Origin of the sequence: Streptomyces sp. AM 2-1-1, from assembly GCF_029167645.1 — a bacterium.
Lineage (GTDB): Bacteria > Actinomycetota > Actinomycetes > Streptomycetales > Streptomycetaceae > Streptomyces.
The window spans coordinates 4,659,880-4,676,512 of the sequence record NZ_CP119147.1; the positions used below are offsets into that span (position 1 = coordinate 4,659,880).

Below are 16,633 nucleotides of genomic sequence, written 5' to 3' on the forward strand. Positions count from 1 at the left end.
ACCCGGGCGGGGACCCGCGGGGGGAACGGCCGCCGGACACCGGGGGGCCCTTCCTGGACGTGGTGCTGGACCTCGCGCACACCGACGGGGCGGCCTCCTCGATGCGTACGGTGTCGGCCACGGTCTCGGTACCGGCGAGCAGCGCTCCCGGTGGCCGCGCCGGCGGGGGGACCGACGGCGGGACGGCCGACGGCGGAGCTACCGACGGCGGGGCTACCGACGGCGGTGATCCGCACCGGACCGCCACGGTCGCCTCGCTGCCCGTCGCGGTGGCCCGGCACACGCTGCCGGCGGCGCGTACCGGTGCCGGGGTGCGGCAGCCGCCCGTTCCGCGCCCGCCGCGGGTGCGACCGCCGACCCGGCCCGCGCCCGCCGCCGATCCCCGCCTGCGGGAGCGCCCCGGACCGGCTCTGCCCGGCTGGGTGGCCGTGCTCACGGGGATCGCCGGCTGCGCCGCCGGGCTGGTGGCCCTCTGGTGGGCGGGCGCGCTGCCGGAAGGGCCGCAGACCCGGCTCGGCGTCGGGCCCCGCCCGTACCAGGGGCTCGGCATCGGTTTCCGGGCCGCGCTCACCGTGCTCGGGGCCGTGGTCCTCTTCGCGTTCGGCGGCCTCGGGCGCGGCCGGGTCGGGTACGCGCTGGTCCTGACGCTCTTCGGCGACTACCGGGGGAGTGTCCGGCGTACCGGGCTCTTCTGGGTCTCCCCGCTGCTGCTCCGACGCCGCACCGACGTGCGGTTGCGGCACTGGCGGAGCGAACCGATGCCCGCGGTGGACGCGAACGGTACGGCGCTGCGCGTGACCGTCCTCGTCGTCTGGCGGGTCGAGGACACCCTCCGGGCGGTCCTGGGGGTCGAGGACCACGAGACGTACCTGCGGGAACAGGTCGAGGCGGCGATGGCCCGGGTCCTCTCGCAGCTGCCCGCCGACGCCTTCCACGAGGACGCCCCCACGCTGCGCGACGCCGAGGCGGTCGGGGACGCGCTGACCCGGATGCTGAAGGCGGACTGCGAGCCGGTCGGGGTGGAGGTGTACGCGGCCCAGCCGACCAGGATCGAGTACGCCCCCGAGGTGGCGGCGGCCATGCAGCGCCGCCGGGTCGCCGCGCTCGACGCCCGGCACCGCGACAGCGTCCTGACCTCCGTCGTCGACGCGGTCGACGACACCGTCAGCCGGCTCACCGCGCGGGGCCTCGTCGCCCTCGACGACTACGAACGCAAGTCGCTGGTGCGCGACTTGACGGTGGCCTTCTACACCGGCCGGAGCGGTACCGACGGGACCTGAGGGACCCCTGGCGGCCGTGCGGCAGCGCAGTGCGACGAAACGGAATGTCACCTCGCGTTGGTCTGGACTTGTTCATGGCACGTCAATACTGTGGGAGTTGGTCTAGACCGCACGACCGCGCGCTTCACGAGCAGTGCTCACCGAGCAGTTCCATGTCCCCAAGGAGCGAAGCATGCGTAAGAGGACCAGCGCGGCCGTGGTCGGCCTGGCGATTCTGGGCGCTTCGGCGCTCGCCACCAGCAGCGCCAGCAGCCACGGCTACACCGACTCTCCCATCAGCCGTCAGAAGCTCTGCGCCAACGGCACGGTCAGCAACTGCGGCAACATCCAGTGGGAGCCGCAGAGCGTCGAGGGCCTGAAGGGGTTCCCGAGCGCCGGACCCGCGGACGGAAAGATCTGCGCCGCCGGGCACGGCGAGTTCGCGCAGCTCGACGACCCGCGCGGCGGCACCTGGCCCGCCACGCAGGTCACCGGCGGCCAGTCGTACAACTTCCGCTGGCAGTTCACCGCCCGTCACGCCACGACGGACTTCCGGTACTACATCACCAAGCAGGGCTGGGACCCCACCAAGCCGCTCACCCGGGCCGCCCTGGACACCCAGCCGTTCCTGACGGTGCCGTACAACAGGCAGCAGCCGCCGGCCACGCTGACCCACGCGGGCACCATCCCGAGCGGGAAGACCGGACGGCACATCATCCTGGCGGTGTGGACGGTCGCGGACACCGCGAACGCCTTCTACTCCTGCTCGGACGTGAAGTTCTGATCCCCGCACCGGTGGCGGGCGGGCGTCCGACGGCCCCCGTACCGGTACGGGTGACAGGAGCGCCGGTCCGCTAGTGCCGGCGTGAGGACGAGGGGCGCGAAGGGCGACAGCCCGACGCGATGCCCCGACGAGGAAGCGCGGCCGTTCGGGCGGGACGGCCGGGTCCAGAACCCCGTGCGGGACGCACGACGCAGGACGCACGACGCAGTGGGGCGGTCTCCGGTGCCGGAGACCGCCCCACTGTCGTGTCGTGCGCCGCCAGGGACTCGAACCCCGGACCCGCTGATTAAGAGTCAGCTGCTCTAACCAACTGAGCTAGCGGCGCCTGCTGACTCGAAAATAATACCTGGTCCGTGCGGGTGCTCCGGACACCCCGGGCCGGAGGTGCGGTCGGGCCCGCCCGCACGGGGTGGTCCGGGAGCCCGGTGCGGCGCCGCGCGCCGCCGGCGAGCGGGTGTCAGAGCGCCAGCGAGAGCAGCACCGGTGCCGCCTGCCGGTTCAGCACCTCGGCCGCCTCGCGCAGCCGGTAGGTGTCGCCGACCGGGAGCGACAGCGCGAGGCACCCCGTCGAGGAGCCGGCCGTCAGCGGCACCGCCGCGCAGACGGTGCCCACCGCGTACTCCTGGAGGTCCAGCATCGGGACCGTCGCGGGGTGGTGGTCCAAGGTCGCCAGCAGCACCTTCTCGTCGGTGATCGTCCGCGAGGTGAGCCGCGCCGTGCGGTGGCGGGCGATGTGGTCGCGGCGGCCGTCCCGGTCCAGCTGGGCCAGCAGGCACTTGCCGACCGCGCTGGCGTGTGCCGCCGAGCGGAAGTCCACCCACTCGCTGACCGCCGGGGTGAGGGGACCGTCGAGCACCTGCGTGACGGTGACCTCGCCGTCGACGTACCGGCTGAGGTAGACCGCCGCGCCGATCGTGTCCCGCAGCTGCGCCAGGACGCGCTGGAGCCGGTCCTCCAGGGCGAGGCGCCGGGTGGGGCCCGATCCGAGCAGGAGCAGGGAGGCGCCGACGACGTACGCGCCGTCCGCGATCTGCTCGACGTACCCCTCGCGGCGCAGCGTCAGCAGCAGGGTGGTCAGGCGGGCGGCCGGCAGCCCGGTCTCCTGCGCGATCCGGGTCTCGGTCACGCCGTCGCCGTGGTGGGAGATCGTTTCGAGCACGCGGAAGGCGTGCCGCACCGCGTAGAACGGTGCTGTGGGTTCCGGCCGCAATGTCACGGTGCTCCCTGCCCAAGGTCCGACCGCAAGCTGTGCGTCCACGATAGTGGGCAAGAAGTGCCCATGGCAGGGGTGTTGACCACTTCTTGGCGGTTACGGGCCGCTCTGGTCTGGGACGCAGCCGTACGGCATATGCCAAAGGCATGATCGGTGACGGCAAAGGCCAGGTCACGGCCGTGCCGTGCGGACCACATGCCGCTGGAATCCTCCTGGAGCCGGGAGGACGTCTCCCGGCCGTCCCGATTCCGACATCTGTCCCCCGTCGAACATCAGGACCTCCGCCGAGGCGCCGGACAGGGCCCGCGGGGGTGGCGGCGGGCGCCCCCACGGCCCGGGTGGGTGGGACGGCGGATGTCGGGAACACTGGGAAGGGACGAGAGTGTGAGAAGCGCCAGGGGTGACCGCGAGCCGGTCGCACCGTCCGCGAACGGCCCACCCCTGCCCCGGACCACCGGTCCGGGCGAAGAGAGAGGGTGGACATGACGACCGTCGGACTTCTCTACCCGGGCGAATGCGCCGAGGACGACTTCCCGCGGATCGAGATCACGCTGGACAGCGACATCAGACTGCCCCTGTTCCGCACCGGGATCGGCGACGACGTCCGCCAGGTGCGGGCCCTGCGCGAGCTGGGCACCGCCGAACGGCTGGACGCGGGGGTGGAGGAGCTGCGCCTGGCCGGCGCCGACTCGCTGGTCTGGGCCTGCACCGGAGGGAGCTTCGTCCACGGCTGGGACGGCGCCCAGGCGCAGATCTCCGCTCTGGCGCGCTCCGCCGGTCTGCCCGCCTCCAGCACCTCCTTCGCCTTCGTGCACGCCGCACGGGAGCTCGGGGTGCGGCGGGTCGCCGTCGCCGCGACCTACCCGGACGACGTGGCCGCGCTCTTCAGCGACTTCCTGACGGCCGGGGGCGTCGAGGTGGTCGCCACCCGGGGCAGCGGGATCATCACCGGCGCCGAGGTGGCCGGATGGGACCTGGACCTCACCCGCGAACTCGCCGTCGCCGGCGACCATCCGGACGCGGAGGCGGTCCTCCTGCCGGACACCGCCCTGCACACGGCCGCGCACGTCACCGAGTTGGAGGAACTCCTCGGCAAGCCGGTCCTCGCCGCCAACCCGGTCACGGTCTGGGAAGGGCTGCGGCTCACCGACCGCCACGTCTGGGCCCCCGCCCTCGGGGCCCTCTTCGCCACCCGGGAACCCCCGCTCGGCACCGTCGGGCCACGCGGCCTGGAGGTACGCGAATGACGCCGGCCGGCGTCCGGCCCGCCGAGACCGGGGTGCGGGCGCCGTAGCCCTGCCACCGGAATAACCGGAGCCGCCCTCCTGTTGCACCGGGTCGATACGCATACGACTGACCAGGGGCACCGGGAGAGCGACACGTGGACGAGAACCGAGGCGACGAGATCCGCACCGACGGCGACGGGGCCGACGGCGGCCGGGCCGACGACATCCGGGGTGTGGCAGGGGGCACCGCACCCGTACCCCTGTCGGTGCTCGACCTGGTGACCGTGGGCAAGGGACGCACGGCGAGCGAGGCGCTGCGCACCAGCGTGGACATCGCGAAGCTGGCCGAACGGCGGGGATTCCACCGCTTCTGGGTCGCCGAGCACCACTCCATGCCCGGCGTCGCCTCGTCCTCGCCCGCCGTCATCCTGGCGCACCTCGCCGCCCACACCGACCGCATCCGGCTCGGTTCGGGCGGCGTGATGCTGCCCAACCACGCCCCGCTCGTCATCGCCGAGCAGTTCGGCACCCTGGAGGCGATGGCCCCGGGCCGCGTCGACCTCGGTCTCGGCCGCGCCCCCGGTACGGACGGTGCCACGGCCGCCGCGCTTCGCCGCAGCGAGCGGCTGAACGAGGGCGCGGACGACTTCCCGCAGCAGCTCGCGGAGCTGACCCGCTTCCTGGACGACGACTTCCCGGACGGGCACCCGTACGCGCGCATCCACGCCGTCCCCGGGCCGGTGCAGGCCACCTCGGAGGGCGGGGTGCAGTCCCCGGCCCGGCCGCCGATCTGGCTCCTCGGCTCCTCCGGCTTCTCCGCCCGGCTGGCGGGCGTGCTCGGTCTGCCGTTCGCGTTCGCCCACCACTTCTCGGCCCGCAACACCGTTCCGGCCCTGGAGCTGTACCGGGACTCCTTCGAGCCGTCCGCCGTGCTCGACGCCCCGTACGCCCTGATCGGCGCGGCCGCCCTCGCCGCCGACACCGAGCGCGAGGCCCGCGCCCAGGTGCTCACCGGCGCACTCAGCATGCTCCGGCTGCGCACCGGCCGTCCGGGTCTGGTGCCCACCCCGGAGGAGGCCGAGGCGTACACCTTCGGCCCGCTGGAGAGCGACTTCGTCGACGAGTGGCTGGGCAACATCGTCCACGGCACGCCCGACCAGGTCCGTTCGGGCCTGGACGACCTGGCCAAGCGGACCGGCGCGGACGAGGTGATGATCACCGCCAACGCACACGGCGGCGAGGTCCGGCTGCGCAGCTACGAGCTGATCGCGGACGCGTACGGCCTGCCCACCCTCTGAGCCGACCGCCCGCTGAGCCGCCCGCCCTCCCGGTGCCCCGTACTCACGGGGCACCGGGAGCGGCCACGCCTCCGGCCTCGATCAGTGCGTCGATCCGCTCCGGCGCCACCGCCCGCGAGTAGAGCCACCCCTGGCCGGTGTCGCAGCCGATCCGCCGCAGCCGTTCGGCCTGCTCGGCCGTCTCCACGCACTCGGCCGTCACGGTCAGCCCCAGCCGGTGCGCCAGCCCCACCAGCGCCTCCACGATCGTCTCGTCGGCCGGACTCGGGTGCCTGCCGCCGTCGTCGTACCGGAAGCCGCGCACGAACGACCCGTCCAGCTTGAGCACGGAGACGGGGAGCCGGCTCAGATAGGCGAGGTTGGAGTAGCCGGTACCGAAGTCGTCGATGGCGATCCGCACGCCCATGTCGCTCAGCGCCTGCAGGGCCCGCAGCGGCCGGCCGGCGGAACCCATGACGGCCGACTCGGTCAGCTCCAGTTGCAGCAGCGCGGGATCGAGGCCCGTCTCGGCGAGGACGTCCCCGACCTCCGCGACGAGGTCCGAGTCCCAGACCTGCCGCACCGCGACGTTGACGCTCACGAAGAGCGCCGGCCCGTCCGGATGGTCCAACTGCCAGCGGCGGGCCTGGCGGCAGGCCGTACGCAGCACCCACCGGCCCAGCCGCACGATCGAGCCGTCCTCCTCGGCGATGGCGACGAAACGGTTCGGCCCCAGCACCCCGAACTGCGGGTGGTTCCAGCGCACCAGCGCTTCGACGCCCCGCACCACCCCGTCCGCCATGCCGACCAACGGCTGGTACTCCAGGGTGAACTCGCCCCGGTCGACGGCAGGACGGAGCGTCGAGGAGAGCGCCTGCCGGGTCATCCGGTGGGCGTTGCGCTCCGGGTCGAAGAGGGTCCAGCGGGCCTTGCCGTCCGCCTTCGCCCAGTAGAGCGTGGTGTCGGCGGCCTGCATCAGCCCGGTGGGGGAAGTGCCGGCCGAGGGACGCTCCACCACGCCGATCGAGGCGGAGACCGAGAGCCGCTGGCCGGCCAGGTCGAACGGCTGCTGCACCGCCGTCAGCAGCGCCTCCGCGAGGTCGAGCACCTGCTGGGTGCCCTGCGACTCCTCGACCAGGACGGCGAACTCGTCGCCCCCCAGCCGGGCCACGAAATGGCTGCCGTCGCGGTGGTGCGGGTCGCGCGCCGCGACGTCGCTCAGCCGGCCGGCCACGGCGGCGAGCAGCCGGTCGCCGGCCCGGTGCCCCAGGGTGTCGTTGACCGCCTTGAAACCGTCCAGGTCCAGGTAGCAGAGCCCGATCCGGCCGGGCCGGGGCAGCAGCGAGCTGTCCTGGAACGGCGACAGGTCCAGCACGGCCGAGAGCCGCTCGAAGAAGAGCGTCCGGTTGGGCAGCCGGGTCACCGCGTCGTGCATCTGGAGGTGGCGCAGCCGCTGCTGGAGTTCGTGCCGGTCGCTGATGTCGGCCACGGTCAGCAGGGCCCGGCCGGGGCCGCCCCCCGCGGAGGGGACGGCCATCGGCACCACGGTGATCTCCGCCCAGAGCGGACGGCCGTCCCGGTGCTTGAGCCGGCGGGTGCAGCGGAACCGGGAGCGCCGGCCGCGCAGCACCTCGCGGTAGGACCGCCAGGCGTGGTCGTCGGGGGTGAGGGCGACGAGACCTGCGGCGGGCCGCCCGGCGAGGGCGGCGGACGCCACGCCGGTCAGCCGGGCGAGGCTCTCGTTGGCGTGCACGACCGCCCCCGCGCTGTCCACCACCGCCATGGGCTGGGTGGCACTGCGGAAGGCGGCCCGGTAGTCGGAGAGATCGGGCCCGGAGGTGTGACTGGTGTGACTCTCCGTGTCCGGCGGTGGAGCCGCGCCGGAGGACGTGCCTGCCGGGAGCCCGTGCCCTTCGGAGGTTCCGCTCACCGCTCGCTCCCGCTGTGCAGATTGTCGTGAACAGGTGGTGGCCCCAGGGGCCACCGGGTGGGACGCCCCGGCCAGTGGCGCGAACCACGCGGGAAAACGTGAGGAAGCATAGAGGGTACGGCGTCGGAGCATCCAGCCCGGCCGCTCGTGCGCGGCACCCGTGTCGGCGTTCCGGGGAGCGCGTACGGGCCCGTCGGCCGTCCTTCCCCGGGGTCCGGCACCGCTCCGCACGGTCTCCCGCTTTGCCCGGCGCTGTTCCCTTCTGTGCGACTGCGTTCCCGGGCGACGCCCCGCTGTCGCAGTCCGGGAGAGGAATGATCGTAGGTGACGTTACGTGAACCCGGCGCCCCACCGAAGTGATCGGGCGAGGCGCCGGAGGAGCCCGGCGGAACCGTGCGGGACGGGGCGTCGCGGCGGACGGGACCGGTCGGCGGGCGCTGACCCGTGTGGGGCAGCCCAGCGGGCGGGGCACGGTGATCCGGCACAGGGTGGGACGAGGCGTTCCGCATTCCCACCCGGAGGTAGATGTGCCGCGTCAGCACGGACCCGGGGGCGTGGAGAAGCCGAGTCCGCGCCAACTCGCGGCGGCGCTGACCGCGCTCATGGCGCTGGCCGCCATGTCGCTGGTGGCGGGGCCGGCCGCAGCCGCCTCCGGGGGCGTGAAACCGTGCGCGCTGCCCCGGACCCCCGCCCACCACTCGCTGGGGCTCGACAGCTGGAACGGCGCCTACCCGCGCCCCGTCCGGCACCTCGACGCGGTCATGATCTTCCTGTCCTTCCCGGACGCCGACCCCCTCGTCCCCCCGGGCGTGCTCACCGCCGACTACTTCCCCTCCACGGCCGCGTTCTTCGAACGGGCCAGCTACGGCAGGTTCACCCTGGGCGCGCACCCGCAGCAGCATTGGGTGCGGATGCCCCACCCGTCCACCTGGTACGGCATAGAGAGGGACTGGGACTCCGGGCGCCGGACCGCCTACCTGCGCGACGCGATCGAGGCCGCCGACCCTGGCGTCGACTTCTCCGCGTACGACGTCGTCTACCTGGTCGCCGACCCGGACGCGCCCGGCGTCGACTCCGACGCCACCAAGGTCGTCAACTTCGACCGGCCGATCCGCGCGGACCGCACCGACATCAGGCGCGTGGTCACCGTCTTCGAACAGCACCCGCCCGACCGCAACGTCCTCGCCCACGAGACCGGGCACGTCTTCGACCTCGCCGACCTCTACCACCGCCCCACCGACGGCAAGGGCGACTGGGACACCCACGTGGGCGACTGGGACGTCATGGGCAGCCAGTTCGGGCTGGCCCCGGACCTCTTCGGCTGGCACAAGTGGAAGCTCGGCTGGCTCGGCGACCGGCAGGTCGTCTGCGTCCAGGGCAGCGCCGACGTCACCCTGGAACCGGTCGCCGCCGCCCCGGTCCCCGGCGGCACCATGGGCACCCGGCTCGCCGTCGTCCGGACGGGCGAGGACAGCGCGCTCGCCGTCGAGGCCCGGGGCGCCACCGGGAACGACCGCTCGACCTGCACCCAGGGCGTGCTGATCTACCGGGTGCGCAGCGGCACGGCCTCCGGCGGCGGACCCGTGGAGGTGGTGGACGCCCACCCGGAGACGGAGGCCTGCTGGGACCGCTCGGTCTACCCGCCCCTGGCGGACGCCCCGCTGTCGGTCGGCGAGACGTACAGCGTGCCGGGGGAGCGGATCCGGATCGAGGTCGCCGACCGCACCCCGTCCGGCTCCTGGACCGTACGCGTCACCACCGGCACCTGAACCGGGCCGGCCGCCGGGCCGCACCGGAACACGAAGAAGCCCCCCGCTCGCGCGGGGGGCTTCTTCCGTCGGTGCGCCGCCAGGGACTCGAACCCCGGACCCGCTGATTAAGAGTCAGCTGCTCTAACCAACTGAGCTAGCGGCGCCTGCTGACGTCGTAGACATTAGCACCCGGATCCGCAGGAGGAAAAATCGAGTAATCCGACGGGGGGAGGACCGCGCTCCGGGCTGCCCGCACACAGGCCCAGCGCAGTACGTCCGGCCCCGGCAGCCAGGGGGTGCGGGTGTCGGGGGCGACCACCCACTGCGGACCCGACGCGGTGGGGTCGCAGGTCAGCGGCGGTACGGTCACCGCGTCGCCGGTGCCGTGGCAGAGCACCGGAGGCAGCGCGTGCGCCGTCCGCCCGGGGCGGGCGCCGCCCGTACCCCACTCCTCCCAGGCGAGCAGCGAGGGGAGCCGCTGGGCGGTGCCGGGGGCCGCGAAGAGCAGGGTCCGGCCGCGATGGGTGGCGACCGGACCGGAGCCCGGTCCCTGCGCCCAGAGCCGCTCCAGCATCCGCCGTCCGAACAGCGCCGGGACGCTCACCACGTCGAACGCGGTGCCGCAGGGCAGGACGCCGGGGGAGGCGGGGCTCCGCTGCCAGCGGGCGAGCGTGGCGCGCGGGTTCGCGGTGGCGCCGGCGAGCCAGAGCGCCCCGGCGGGGGTGACCTCGGCGGGCTGATGGGCGGCCTGACTCCGCAGATGGGGCAGGGTACCGACGCCGGAGCGCGGGTCGCGGGTCTGCAGGGACGTTTCGTCTTCCAGCCATGCGGTCATGGGACAGGTCTACCGCGCGTGACGGGATCGACGCCGAGAGTCGCCGAACGCCGGACAGGAGGCCGCCATGCCGGGTATCTTGCCCGCGGGCATATGCCAGGAGCTGCACGCGGAGTGACCGTGCCGGGGGCGGAGGCCCCCGGGACCACCCGCGGAGCGGGCGTCCCGCCCGCGGTGGGGCGCCGGGGTCAGGTGCGGGGCGACTTCAGCAGGGACCGGCCGAACTCGATCATCTTCTCCGCGTAGTCCTCGGTCCACTCCGCGCGCTCCGCGACGTCGGCGGGTGTGAGCCGGTCGAAGCGGCGGGGATCGGCGAGCTGGGCCGCGGCCACGGCCTGGAACTCGATGCTCCGGTCGGTGGCCGCCCGGAAGGCATGGGTCAGTTCGGTCGCACGGGCGAGCAGCTCCGCCGGATCGTCCATCGACTCCAGCTGGAAGAAGTGCTCGGGGTCGGCCGCCGCCTGCGCGGGCTCGAAGAGCAGTGGGGCGGGGCGCAGCCTCGGCTGTGCGTTCCGGTCGGCTTCTGCCATGTGCGTTTCCTCCCTCGGGACGGCCGGACGGCCACCCTCCATTGTTCCGCCCTGCGCGGGCGCGGTGTTCCGGAGCACTCGGCCACCCGCCTCCGGGGTGGTGAACGTGTCCGTGACACCGAACGAAAACCGGCACCCGGACATGCCCGTGCGCCGGGATCCGGCTCCGAAGCCCCCTGCCCGCCGGAACCGTCGTTTTGCGGTACGCGGAGGTGGCCCCGAACAAGTCTGTCCGGGCCGACCGGCCGGAAAACACCGTCCGGAAGTGTGCGGAGGATCGGTCCGGTGCACCTTCGCGGCGGGCGGCTCCGCGCGCCACCGCCCGCCGGAGGCGCTCGGCAGGACGCGCGGCGCGCGGCGCCCGGCCGTGTCCGGGTCCGCGTCGTCGGTGCCGGGTGTGCGCTTCCCTCCGTGCTTCTCGGCCCGTCCCCGGCTCGTCAACCGGCCCAGGACACCCGGTGGTCCGACCAGTGCTCCCAGGTGGACTGCATGGCCTCCCAGCCGTCCGGGAACTTCACCTCCACGCCGAGCTGCACCGGTTCCGTGGAGGGATGCGCGTCCAGCAGATCGGCGACGCCCGCCCGGCACACCACCACGCAGGCGTGCCGGTGGCGGGAGGCCAGGACGCAGAGCCGGCCCGTCTCCAGGTGGAACGCGGTGGCGTCCGGCCGCCCCGAGAGCGGGTGCAGCACCACCGTGACGTCGAACTCCCGCCCCTGGAGCCGGTTGGCGGTGTCCACCGCGACCCCCGTGACCCCCATCCCGGAGAGGGCCGCCCGCACCGCCGCCGCCTGGTCGCGGTGGGCCGTGCCGACCGCGATCCGGTCCGCCGACACCGGCACCGGTCCCCTCGCGCGCTCGCTGGTCGCCGTGGCGCCCCGGTCCAGCAGCCTGCGGACCACCAGCGCCACCGCGCGCACCGCCTCCGGATCGGTGCGCGGGGTGTGGCCGGCGGGCAGCTCCAGCAGACCCCAGCCGGACTCCGCCGCCACGTCCAGCACCCGGTCGGGCCCCGAGCCGTCCGACGCCGTGGCGAACCCCAGCGACCGGTCGCCGTGGCCCGTACCGCTGCGGAACGGGGTGTCCGGGTAGAACGCGTCCGAGACCAGCGGCGCCGCCGAGGCCGGCAGCCGCCAGGAGACCGGCAGCCGGTGCTGCGGCAGCCGCGGATTGTGCGCCAGCAGCGCGGCGACGGCGCTCGCCGACGGGTCGTGGCTCAGCCCTGCCCACTGGTCCGCGCCGACGATCGAGAACGGGTCCAACTGGCCCGGGTCCCCCACGAAGAGGGCCCGCCGGAAGAGACCGGCCACGGCGAGCAGCGCGTCCGACCGCATCTGGTACGCCTCGTCGACGATCGCGTGGTCCCACGGCTCCACGTTCTTCACGTGCGCCCACTTCGCGGCCGTCGACACGACCACGTCGAGCCCGGCCAGGTCCGCCGCCTTCGCGGACTTGCGGACGTTCTCCAGGCCGTCCAGCACCTTGTCGTACGGGTCGGAGTCACTGCTGTGCAGCCGCCCGACCGGCAGCTCCGGCTCCTTCTCGGCGAGGCGCACCACCAGGTCGTCGACCTGGGCGTTGGTCTGCGCGATCACCATCAAGGGGCGTCCGGCGGCGGCGAGTTCGAGGGCGGCGCGGACGACCAGCGTCGACTTGCCCGCGCCCGGCGGGGAGTTCACCACGACACCCCGCGCATCACCGTGCAGGGTGTCGTGGAGGATCGCGTCGGTGGCGCGCGCCGCCGCCACGCCCGGATCGAGGTGCGCGGTGCGTACGTCGGTCACAGCAGGTCCTCCGGGGTCACGGCGTCGGGCTGTTCTGCGGTCGCGCCCGGCGGGCCGCCGTGCGTCCACGGGGTCTCCTCCGCGTCCGGCAGCGCCGGCCCACCGCGCTGGTCGTGCTCGAACAGCGTCCACACCGTGCGCTCGCCCGGCTCCGGCACCGACCCGGGGGCGGGCTCCCTGCCACGCCCCATCCGGTCCAGGACGCGCAGCACCAGCAGCAGGTCCGAACCGTCGTCCGGTGTCTCGGCGCCCTCACCGGCCCCGGATCCCGGGGCGTACACCACGAACTCCGCCGACTGCGGCCTGCCGTCCAGCGAGCGGTAGACCTTCGTCCGCTCGCCCACCTGCGGGCGCTCGGCCGTACGGACGGTGACGAGCGGGCGCGGAGAGGGGCGCTTCGACTCGGTGTACGCCATCTCCACCCCGGTCACCTCGCCGACGAACGCCTCACCGTTCAGCCGCCGGCCGGCCAGCACCAGGGGATCGTCCAGCGCCTCCTGGGCGTCCAGCTGCGCCTGCGCCGTCTCACGGGAGGCCAGCTTCCGGGCCGCCGTCACCGCGTCGTCCCGGCGGGGCTGCGGCGGCTCGCCCGAGCGCACCTTGTCCCGGTGGCCGGTGAACGACCAGCGGTCGCGGGTCCACCGCTCCTCCGCCCGGGGCGCCTCCGGCAGCTCCCGCAGCCGGTCGATCCCGCGCCACACCGCGTCCCAGGTCGGCAGCAGCACCCCGGCCAGCACCTTGCGGATCTCGCGCTCGGCGGCGTGCAGGTCGCCGAGCCGCTCATCGGCCCGCAGCCCGTCCTCGGCCGCCGCCAGCGCGGTGCGGGCCCGGTCGTACCGCTCGATCGCGGGCGCCAGCAGCCGGTTGTCGAACGCCGGGTCCGTGGCCGGACCGGCGGGCGGGCAGACCAGCTGACCGTCCCGGTCCCGGTCCAGCTCCGCCCGGAGCGCGGCCTCGGCGCCCGACGCGCCGTCCGGCGGATCGATCCAGGCGAGCAGCGCCCCCAGGTGCTGGTCCTCCACACTGCTCTGCCCCGTCGCCCAGTGGCGGTTGAGCAGATCGGTGGTGGCCAGCAGCAACGAGGAACCCGGCACCCGGGCCCGCTCGGCGTAGTGCGTCAGCCAGCGCCCGAGCAGCGGCACCCGGGGCGGCGCCGGATACGGGGTGTCCGGATCGTCCTCGGCGGTGCGGCGGAACCGCATCGACCGCCCCAGCAGCCGCACCAGATCGACACCCGCCCTGCTCGGCACGATCAACTGCGCCGCGTCCACGCAGAGTTCGACCTCGACCTTGGCCTTCTTGCCGGTCTCCGGGTCGGTCTCGTTCCGCTCGACGGCCTCCACCACGTCCGCGTACGCCTCGATGTGCGGCAGCACCAGCTCGGCCAGCTCCGCCAGGAACGCGAACCGCAGGTCGCGGTCGCGCGGCTGCGCCACCGTGAGGAGCCGGGGCGCCTGGCGGTCGGTCCCCACCAGCGCGCCCAGCGGGGCGCCCGCCTCGCCGGACGTGGTGAGCGGCACCAGGACGAGCGGCCGGTCGGTCAGGTGCCGGTGGCGGACGGTCGCGAGCGGCTGGGCCCGCCCGCTGTCCACCGCCTCCAGCCGGGCCAGGGTGCTGATCAGTGACATGGAGCCGTGCCCTCCCGTACCGCCGTGCCGTCCCCGGCCACCGGGCCCCCGCGCACCGCCGAGCCGTCGCCCGCCGCCCTGACCGGAGCCGGGGCGCCCTCCAGCGCCTCGGCGCGCAGGGCCGCCGCGCGGCGCAGCGCGGCGACGGCCGGGTCCGCCGGGTCACCGTCCTTGCCGGCCGCCGCGTCCAGCACCGCGCGGACCGTCGTCAGCCCGCCGAGCTCGCCGCGCACCCCGCGTCCCAGGGCCTGCACCGCGCCCTCGGCCCGGGCCTTCGCCCGGCAGTGGAACGCCAGCTCGCAGGCGGCCAGGCACTCGGGGGCGTACGCCGCGGGCACCGCCTCCACGGCGGCGGTCAGCTCCTCGGCCGAGCACCCCGGGTCGAAGGTGGTGCCCTCGGGGAGCAGCTCCGCGATCTCCTCGATACGGGTGAGCCGGGTCAGCTGGCGGCGGGTCACCGCGCGCTGCTTGCGCACGTCCACCACGGAGCCGGTGGGGAGGTTGGAGAAGTCCCGGGGGCAGACGAGGAGGACGTCGTGGGCCACCTCGGCGCCCTCGGTGCGGGCGGCGACCCCCTCCAGGGCGAGGACGTAGACCGCCGACTGCCGGGCGGCGGCGCCGACCTTCGCCGCGTCCGCCGACCCGTCGATCATGGGGAACGACTTGATCTCGATGACCGTCCACCGGCCGTCGGGGTGCACCACCACCGCGTCGGGTTCCAGATAGGCGGGCGAACCCGCCACCTCCAGCGCCAGCATGGGGTGGTCGAGGAGGCTCCAGCCGCCGGCCGCGGTCGCCTCGCGCAGCGCCAGCGCGGTGCGGGCCGTCCGGCCCTCGGGTCCGGCCGCCGACAGGTCGGGGACCCGGGCGCCCCGCGGCGGTTCGCCGCCCTCGCCGAGACTCTCGTGCAGCAGGCGCAGCAGCTCGGTGCCGCCGTCCGCCTTGACCCGCGCCTCGAAGGCGTTGCCCCGCATGAAGGCGAACTGCGACTGGCCGTACCCCGAGGGGGAGCCGAGCGCGGTGGCCAGCACGGTCTTGTCGACACCGGCGCCGTCGAGCAGCGCCCGCCGCTTGCAGCCCGGGTTGGCGGCGAGGGCGGCCAGCGCGCGGGCGTCCAGCGGATGCGGGACGACGGTCGGTCCGCGCAGCTCAGCGAGCCGCTGCCGGAGCGCTGTCGCCCGCGGCCGTCCGGCCGGGGGAGCCGGAGGCTTCGGGCGCGACGCTGGGATGTGCGGAGGGGGTCCGCCGGCCGGGGAATCGCTCACCCGCCGAAGTCTCGCATCCCCCACCGACAATCGGGGAGCCCGTCGGTCCGACGGTGGTTCCCGGGGCGCTCCGCCGGGGGACGGACTCCCGCAGCCGGGCCGTGACGGCCGCGGCGGCGCGCCGCACCGGGCGGGTCAGCAGGGCGCCCGCTCCCATCACGGCGGCGCCCGCCACCGCGTCGAGGAAGTAGTGGTTGGCGGTGCCCATGACGACGAAGACGATCGTCAGCGGGTAGAGGACGCCGAGCACGCGGAGCAGCGGATGCCGTCCGTACCGCCAGAGCAGCACCCCGCACCAGAGCGCCCACCCCACGTGGAGGCTCGGCATCGCCGCGTACTGGTTGGTCATGCCGCCGAGCCCGCGCGGGGCGCTCGCCTCCGCGCCCCACCACCCGTAGGAGCTGTACTGGGCCATGGTGTCGACGAACCCGTGCCGGGCGTCGAGGAGCCGGGGCGGACAGGTCGGCAGCAGCGTGAAGCCGATCAGACCGATCAGGGTGGAGGTCAGCAGCCAGGTGCGGACCGTGCGGTAGGCGTCGGCGCGGCGCCGGTACATCCACAGGAGCAGCGCCGGGGTGACGAGGTAGTGCAGGGAGGCGTACGCGAAGTCGGCGGGTATGCCCAGCGAGGAGTGCGCGGTCAGCAGCCGGTTGAGCGGGTGTTCGAAGTTGAGGTGGAGCGATTTCTCCAGCCGGAGTATCGCGAGGCCGTGGTCGACGGCGGTGGATATGTCGCCGCGCACCAGCAGCCGGCCGAGCGAGTAGAGCCCGTACACCCCCGCTATGAGCGGCAGCTCCGTCCACCAACGGGGCCTGGGCCCGCGGGCGCGTGCGGGGGTGGCGTGCGGCATCCGGTGGCTCTCCCCTGTTCAAGCGTCCGACGGCGGGCGTTCAACCGTACGGCCTGGACGGTCACGATTTCCCCCGGGGGGCCTTTTCGCCCGCCCCTTCCCGGCCGGCCGGGTGGACGGAGCCGCCACCGGCCGGGGTGCCGCGCAGAGGGGGACGTGTGGACGGGCCGGGAGGTTGCCCGGTCCCCCCGCCTTCTGTGCCGGGTGCCCCGCAGAGAGGTCCGCACGCCCGTACGCGATGATGGAGGGGGACGAGACGCACCGCCCGAAGGCGCGAGCGTGTCCCTCCCGGCGCAGGACA

12 protein-coding genes, 2 tRNA genes and 1 pseudogene are annotated in these 16,633 nt (G+C 74.5%); 5 read left to right on the top strand and 10 right to left on the bottom strand.

Annotated elements, in window-relative coordinates; genetic code table 11:
* Positions 1-302: 302 nt before the first annotated feature.
* Positions 303-1,280: pseudogene (locus PZB77_RS20415) on the top strand (SPFH domain-containing protein); the annotation flags it as partial.
* 172 nt (positions 1,281-1,452) lie between these two features.
* Positions 1,453-2,043, top strand: coding sequence for a lytic polysaccharide monooxygenase auxiliary activity family 9 protein (locus PZB77_RS20420; RefSeq protein ID WP_275494054.1), 591 nt, complete (start codon positions 1,453-1,455; stop codon positions 2,041-2,043).
* 251 nt (positions 2,044-2,294) lie between these two features.
* Here PZB77_RS20420 and PZB77_RS20425 read toward each other — a convergent pair.
* A tRNA-Lys gene (locus PZB77_RS20425) sits at positions 2,295-2,368 on the bottom strand.
* Between the two features lie 132 nt (positions 2,369-2,500).
* On the bottom strand, positions 2,501-3,259 hold the full coding sequence (locus PZB77_RS20430; RefSeq protein WP_275494055.1) for an IclR family transcriptional regulator C-terminal domain-containing protein: 759 nt from the start codon (positions 3,257-3,259) through the stop codon (positions 2,501-2,503).
* Positions 3,260-3,738: 479 nt separating this feature from the next.
* Between PZB77_RS20430 and PZB77_RS20435 the strand changes: the two genes are divergently transcribed.
* Both PZB77_RS20435 and PZB77_RS20440 read left to right on the top strand, forming a co-directional pair.
* Complete coding sequence (locus tag PZB77_RS20435) at positions 3,739-4,503, top strand: decarboxylase (RefSeq protein WP_275494056.1); 765 nt, start codon at positions 3,739-3,741, stop codon at positions 4,501-4,503.
* 134 nt (positions 4,504-4,637) lie between these two features.
* A complete protein-coding gene (locus PZB77_RS20440) occupies positions 4,638-5,780 on the top strand; it encodes an LLM class flavin-dependent oxidoreductase (RefSeq protein WP_275494057.1) in 1,143 nt (380 codons plus the stop codon).
* A 43-nt stretch (positions 5,781-5,823) separates the two neighbouring features.
* On the opposite strand, the gene PZB77_RS20445 is transcribed toward PZB77_RS20440, so the two are convergent.
* Positions 5,824-7,689, bottom strand: coding sequence for an EAL domain-containing protein (locus PZB77_RS20445; protein ID WP_275494058.1), 1,866 nt, complete (start codon positions 7,687-7,689; stop codon positions 5,824-5,826).
* A gap of 527 nt (positions 7,690-8,216) precedes the next feature.
* Here PZB77_RS20445 and PZB77_RS20450 point away from each other — a divergent pair.
* A complete protein-coding gene (locus PZB77_RS20450) occupies positions 8,217-9,458 on the top strand; it encodes a M6 family metalloprotease domain-containing protein (RefSeq protein WP_275494059.1) in 1,242 nt (413 codons plus the stop codon).
* A 72-nt stretch (positions 9,459-9,530) separates the two neighbouring features.
* On the opposite strand, the gene PZB77_RS20455 is transcribed toward PZB77_RS20450, so the two are convergent.
* From PZB77_RS20455 to PZB77_RS20485, 7 genes are all read right to left on the bottom strand, one after another.
* A tRNA-Lys gene (locus tag PZB77_RS20455) sits at positions 9,531-9,604 on the bottom strand.
* Positions 9,595-10,275, bottom strand: a complete 681-nt coding sequence (locus tag PZB77_RS20460; protein ID WP_275494060.1) for a bifunctional DNA primase/polymerase — start codon at positions 10,273-10,275, stop codon at positions 9,595-9,597. The genes PZB77_RS20455 and PZB77_RS20460 overlap by 10 nt, the downstream gene beginning before the upstream one ends.
* 188 nt (positions 10,276-10,463) lie before the next feature.
* Complete coding sequence (locus tag PZB77_RS20465; protein ID WP_275494061.1) at positions 10,464-10,805, bottom strand: hypothetical protein; 342 nt, start codon at positions 10,803-10,805, stop codon at positions 10,464-10,466.
* A 437-nt stretch (positions 10,806-11,242) separates the two neighbouring features.
* Positions 11,243-12,589: an AAA domain-containing protein gene (locus tag PZB77_RS20470; protein ID WP_275494062.1), complete on the bottom strand. Its 1,347-nt coding sequence runs from the start codon at positions 12,587-12,589 to the stop codon at positions 11,243-11,245.
* Positions 12,586-14,217, bottom strand: a complete 1,632-nt coding sequence (locus tag PZB77_RS20475) for a hypothetical protein (protein ID WP_275494063.1) — start codon at positions 14,215-14,217, stop codon at positions 12,586-12,588. Before PZB77_RS20475 ends, PZB77_RS20470 begins: the two co-directional genes overlap by 4 nt.
* Positions 14,208-15,482, bottom strand: a complete 1,275-nt coding sequence (locus PZB77_RS20480) for a hypothetical protein (protein ID WP_275494064.1) — start codon at positions 15,480-15,482, stop codon at positions 14,208-14,210. The genes PZB77_RS20475 and PZB77_RS20480 overlap by 10 nt, the downstream gene beginning before the upstream one ends.
* Positions 15,367-16,332 carry a phosphatase PAP2 family protein gene (locus PZB77_RS20485; RefSeq protein ID WP_275494065.1) on the bottom strand — a complete coding sequence of 322 codons (966 nt, stop codon included), beginning with the start codon at positions 16,330-16,332 and terminating at the stop codon, positions 15,367-15,369. The genes PZB77_RS20480 and PZB77_RS20485 overlap by 116 nt, the downstream gene beginning before the upstream one ends.
* Positions 16,333-16,633 lie beyond the last annotated feature (301 nt).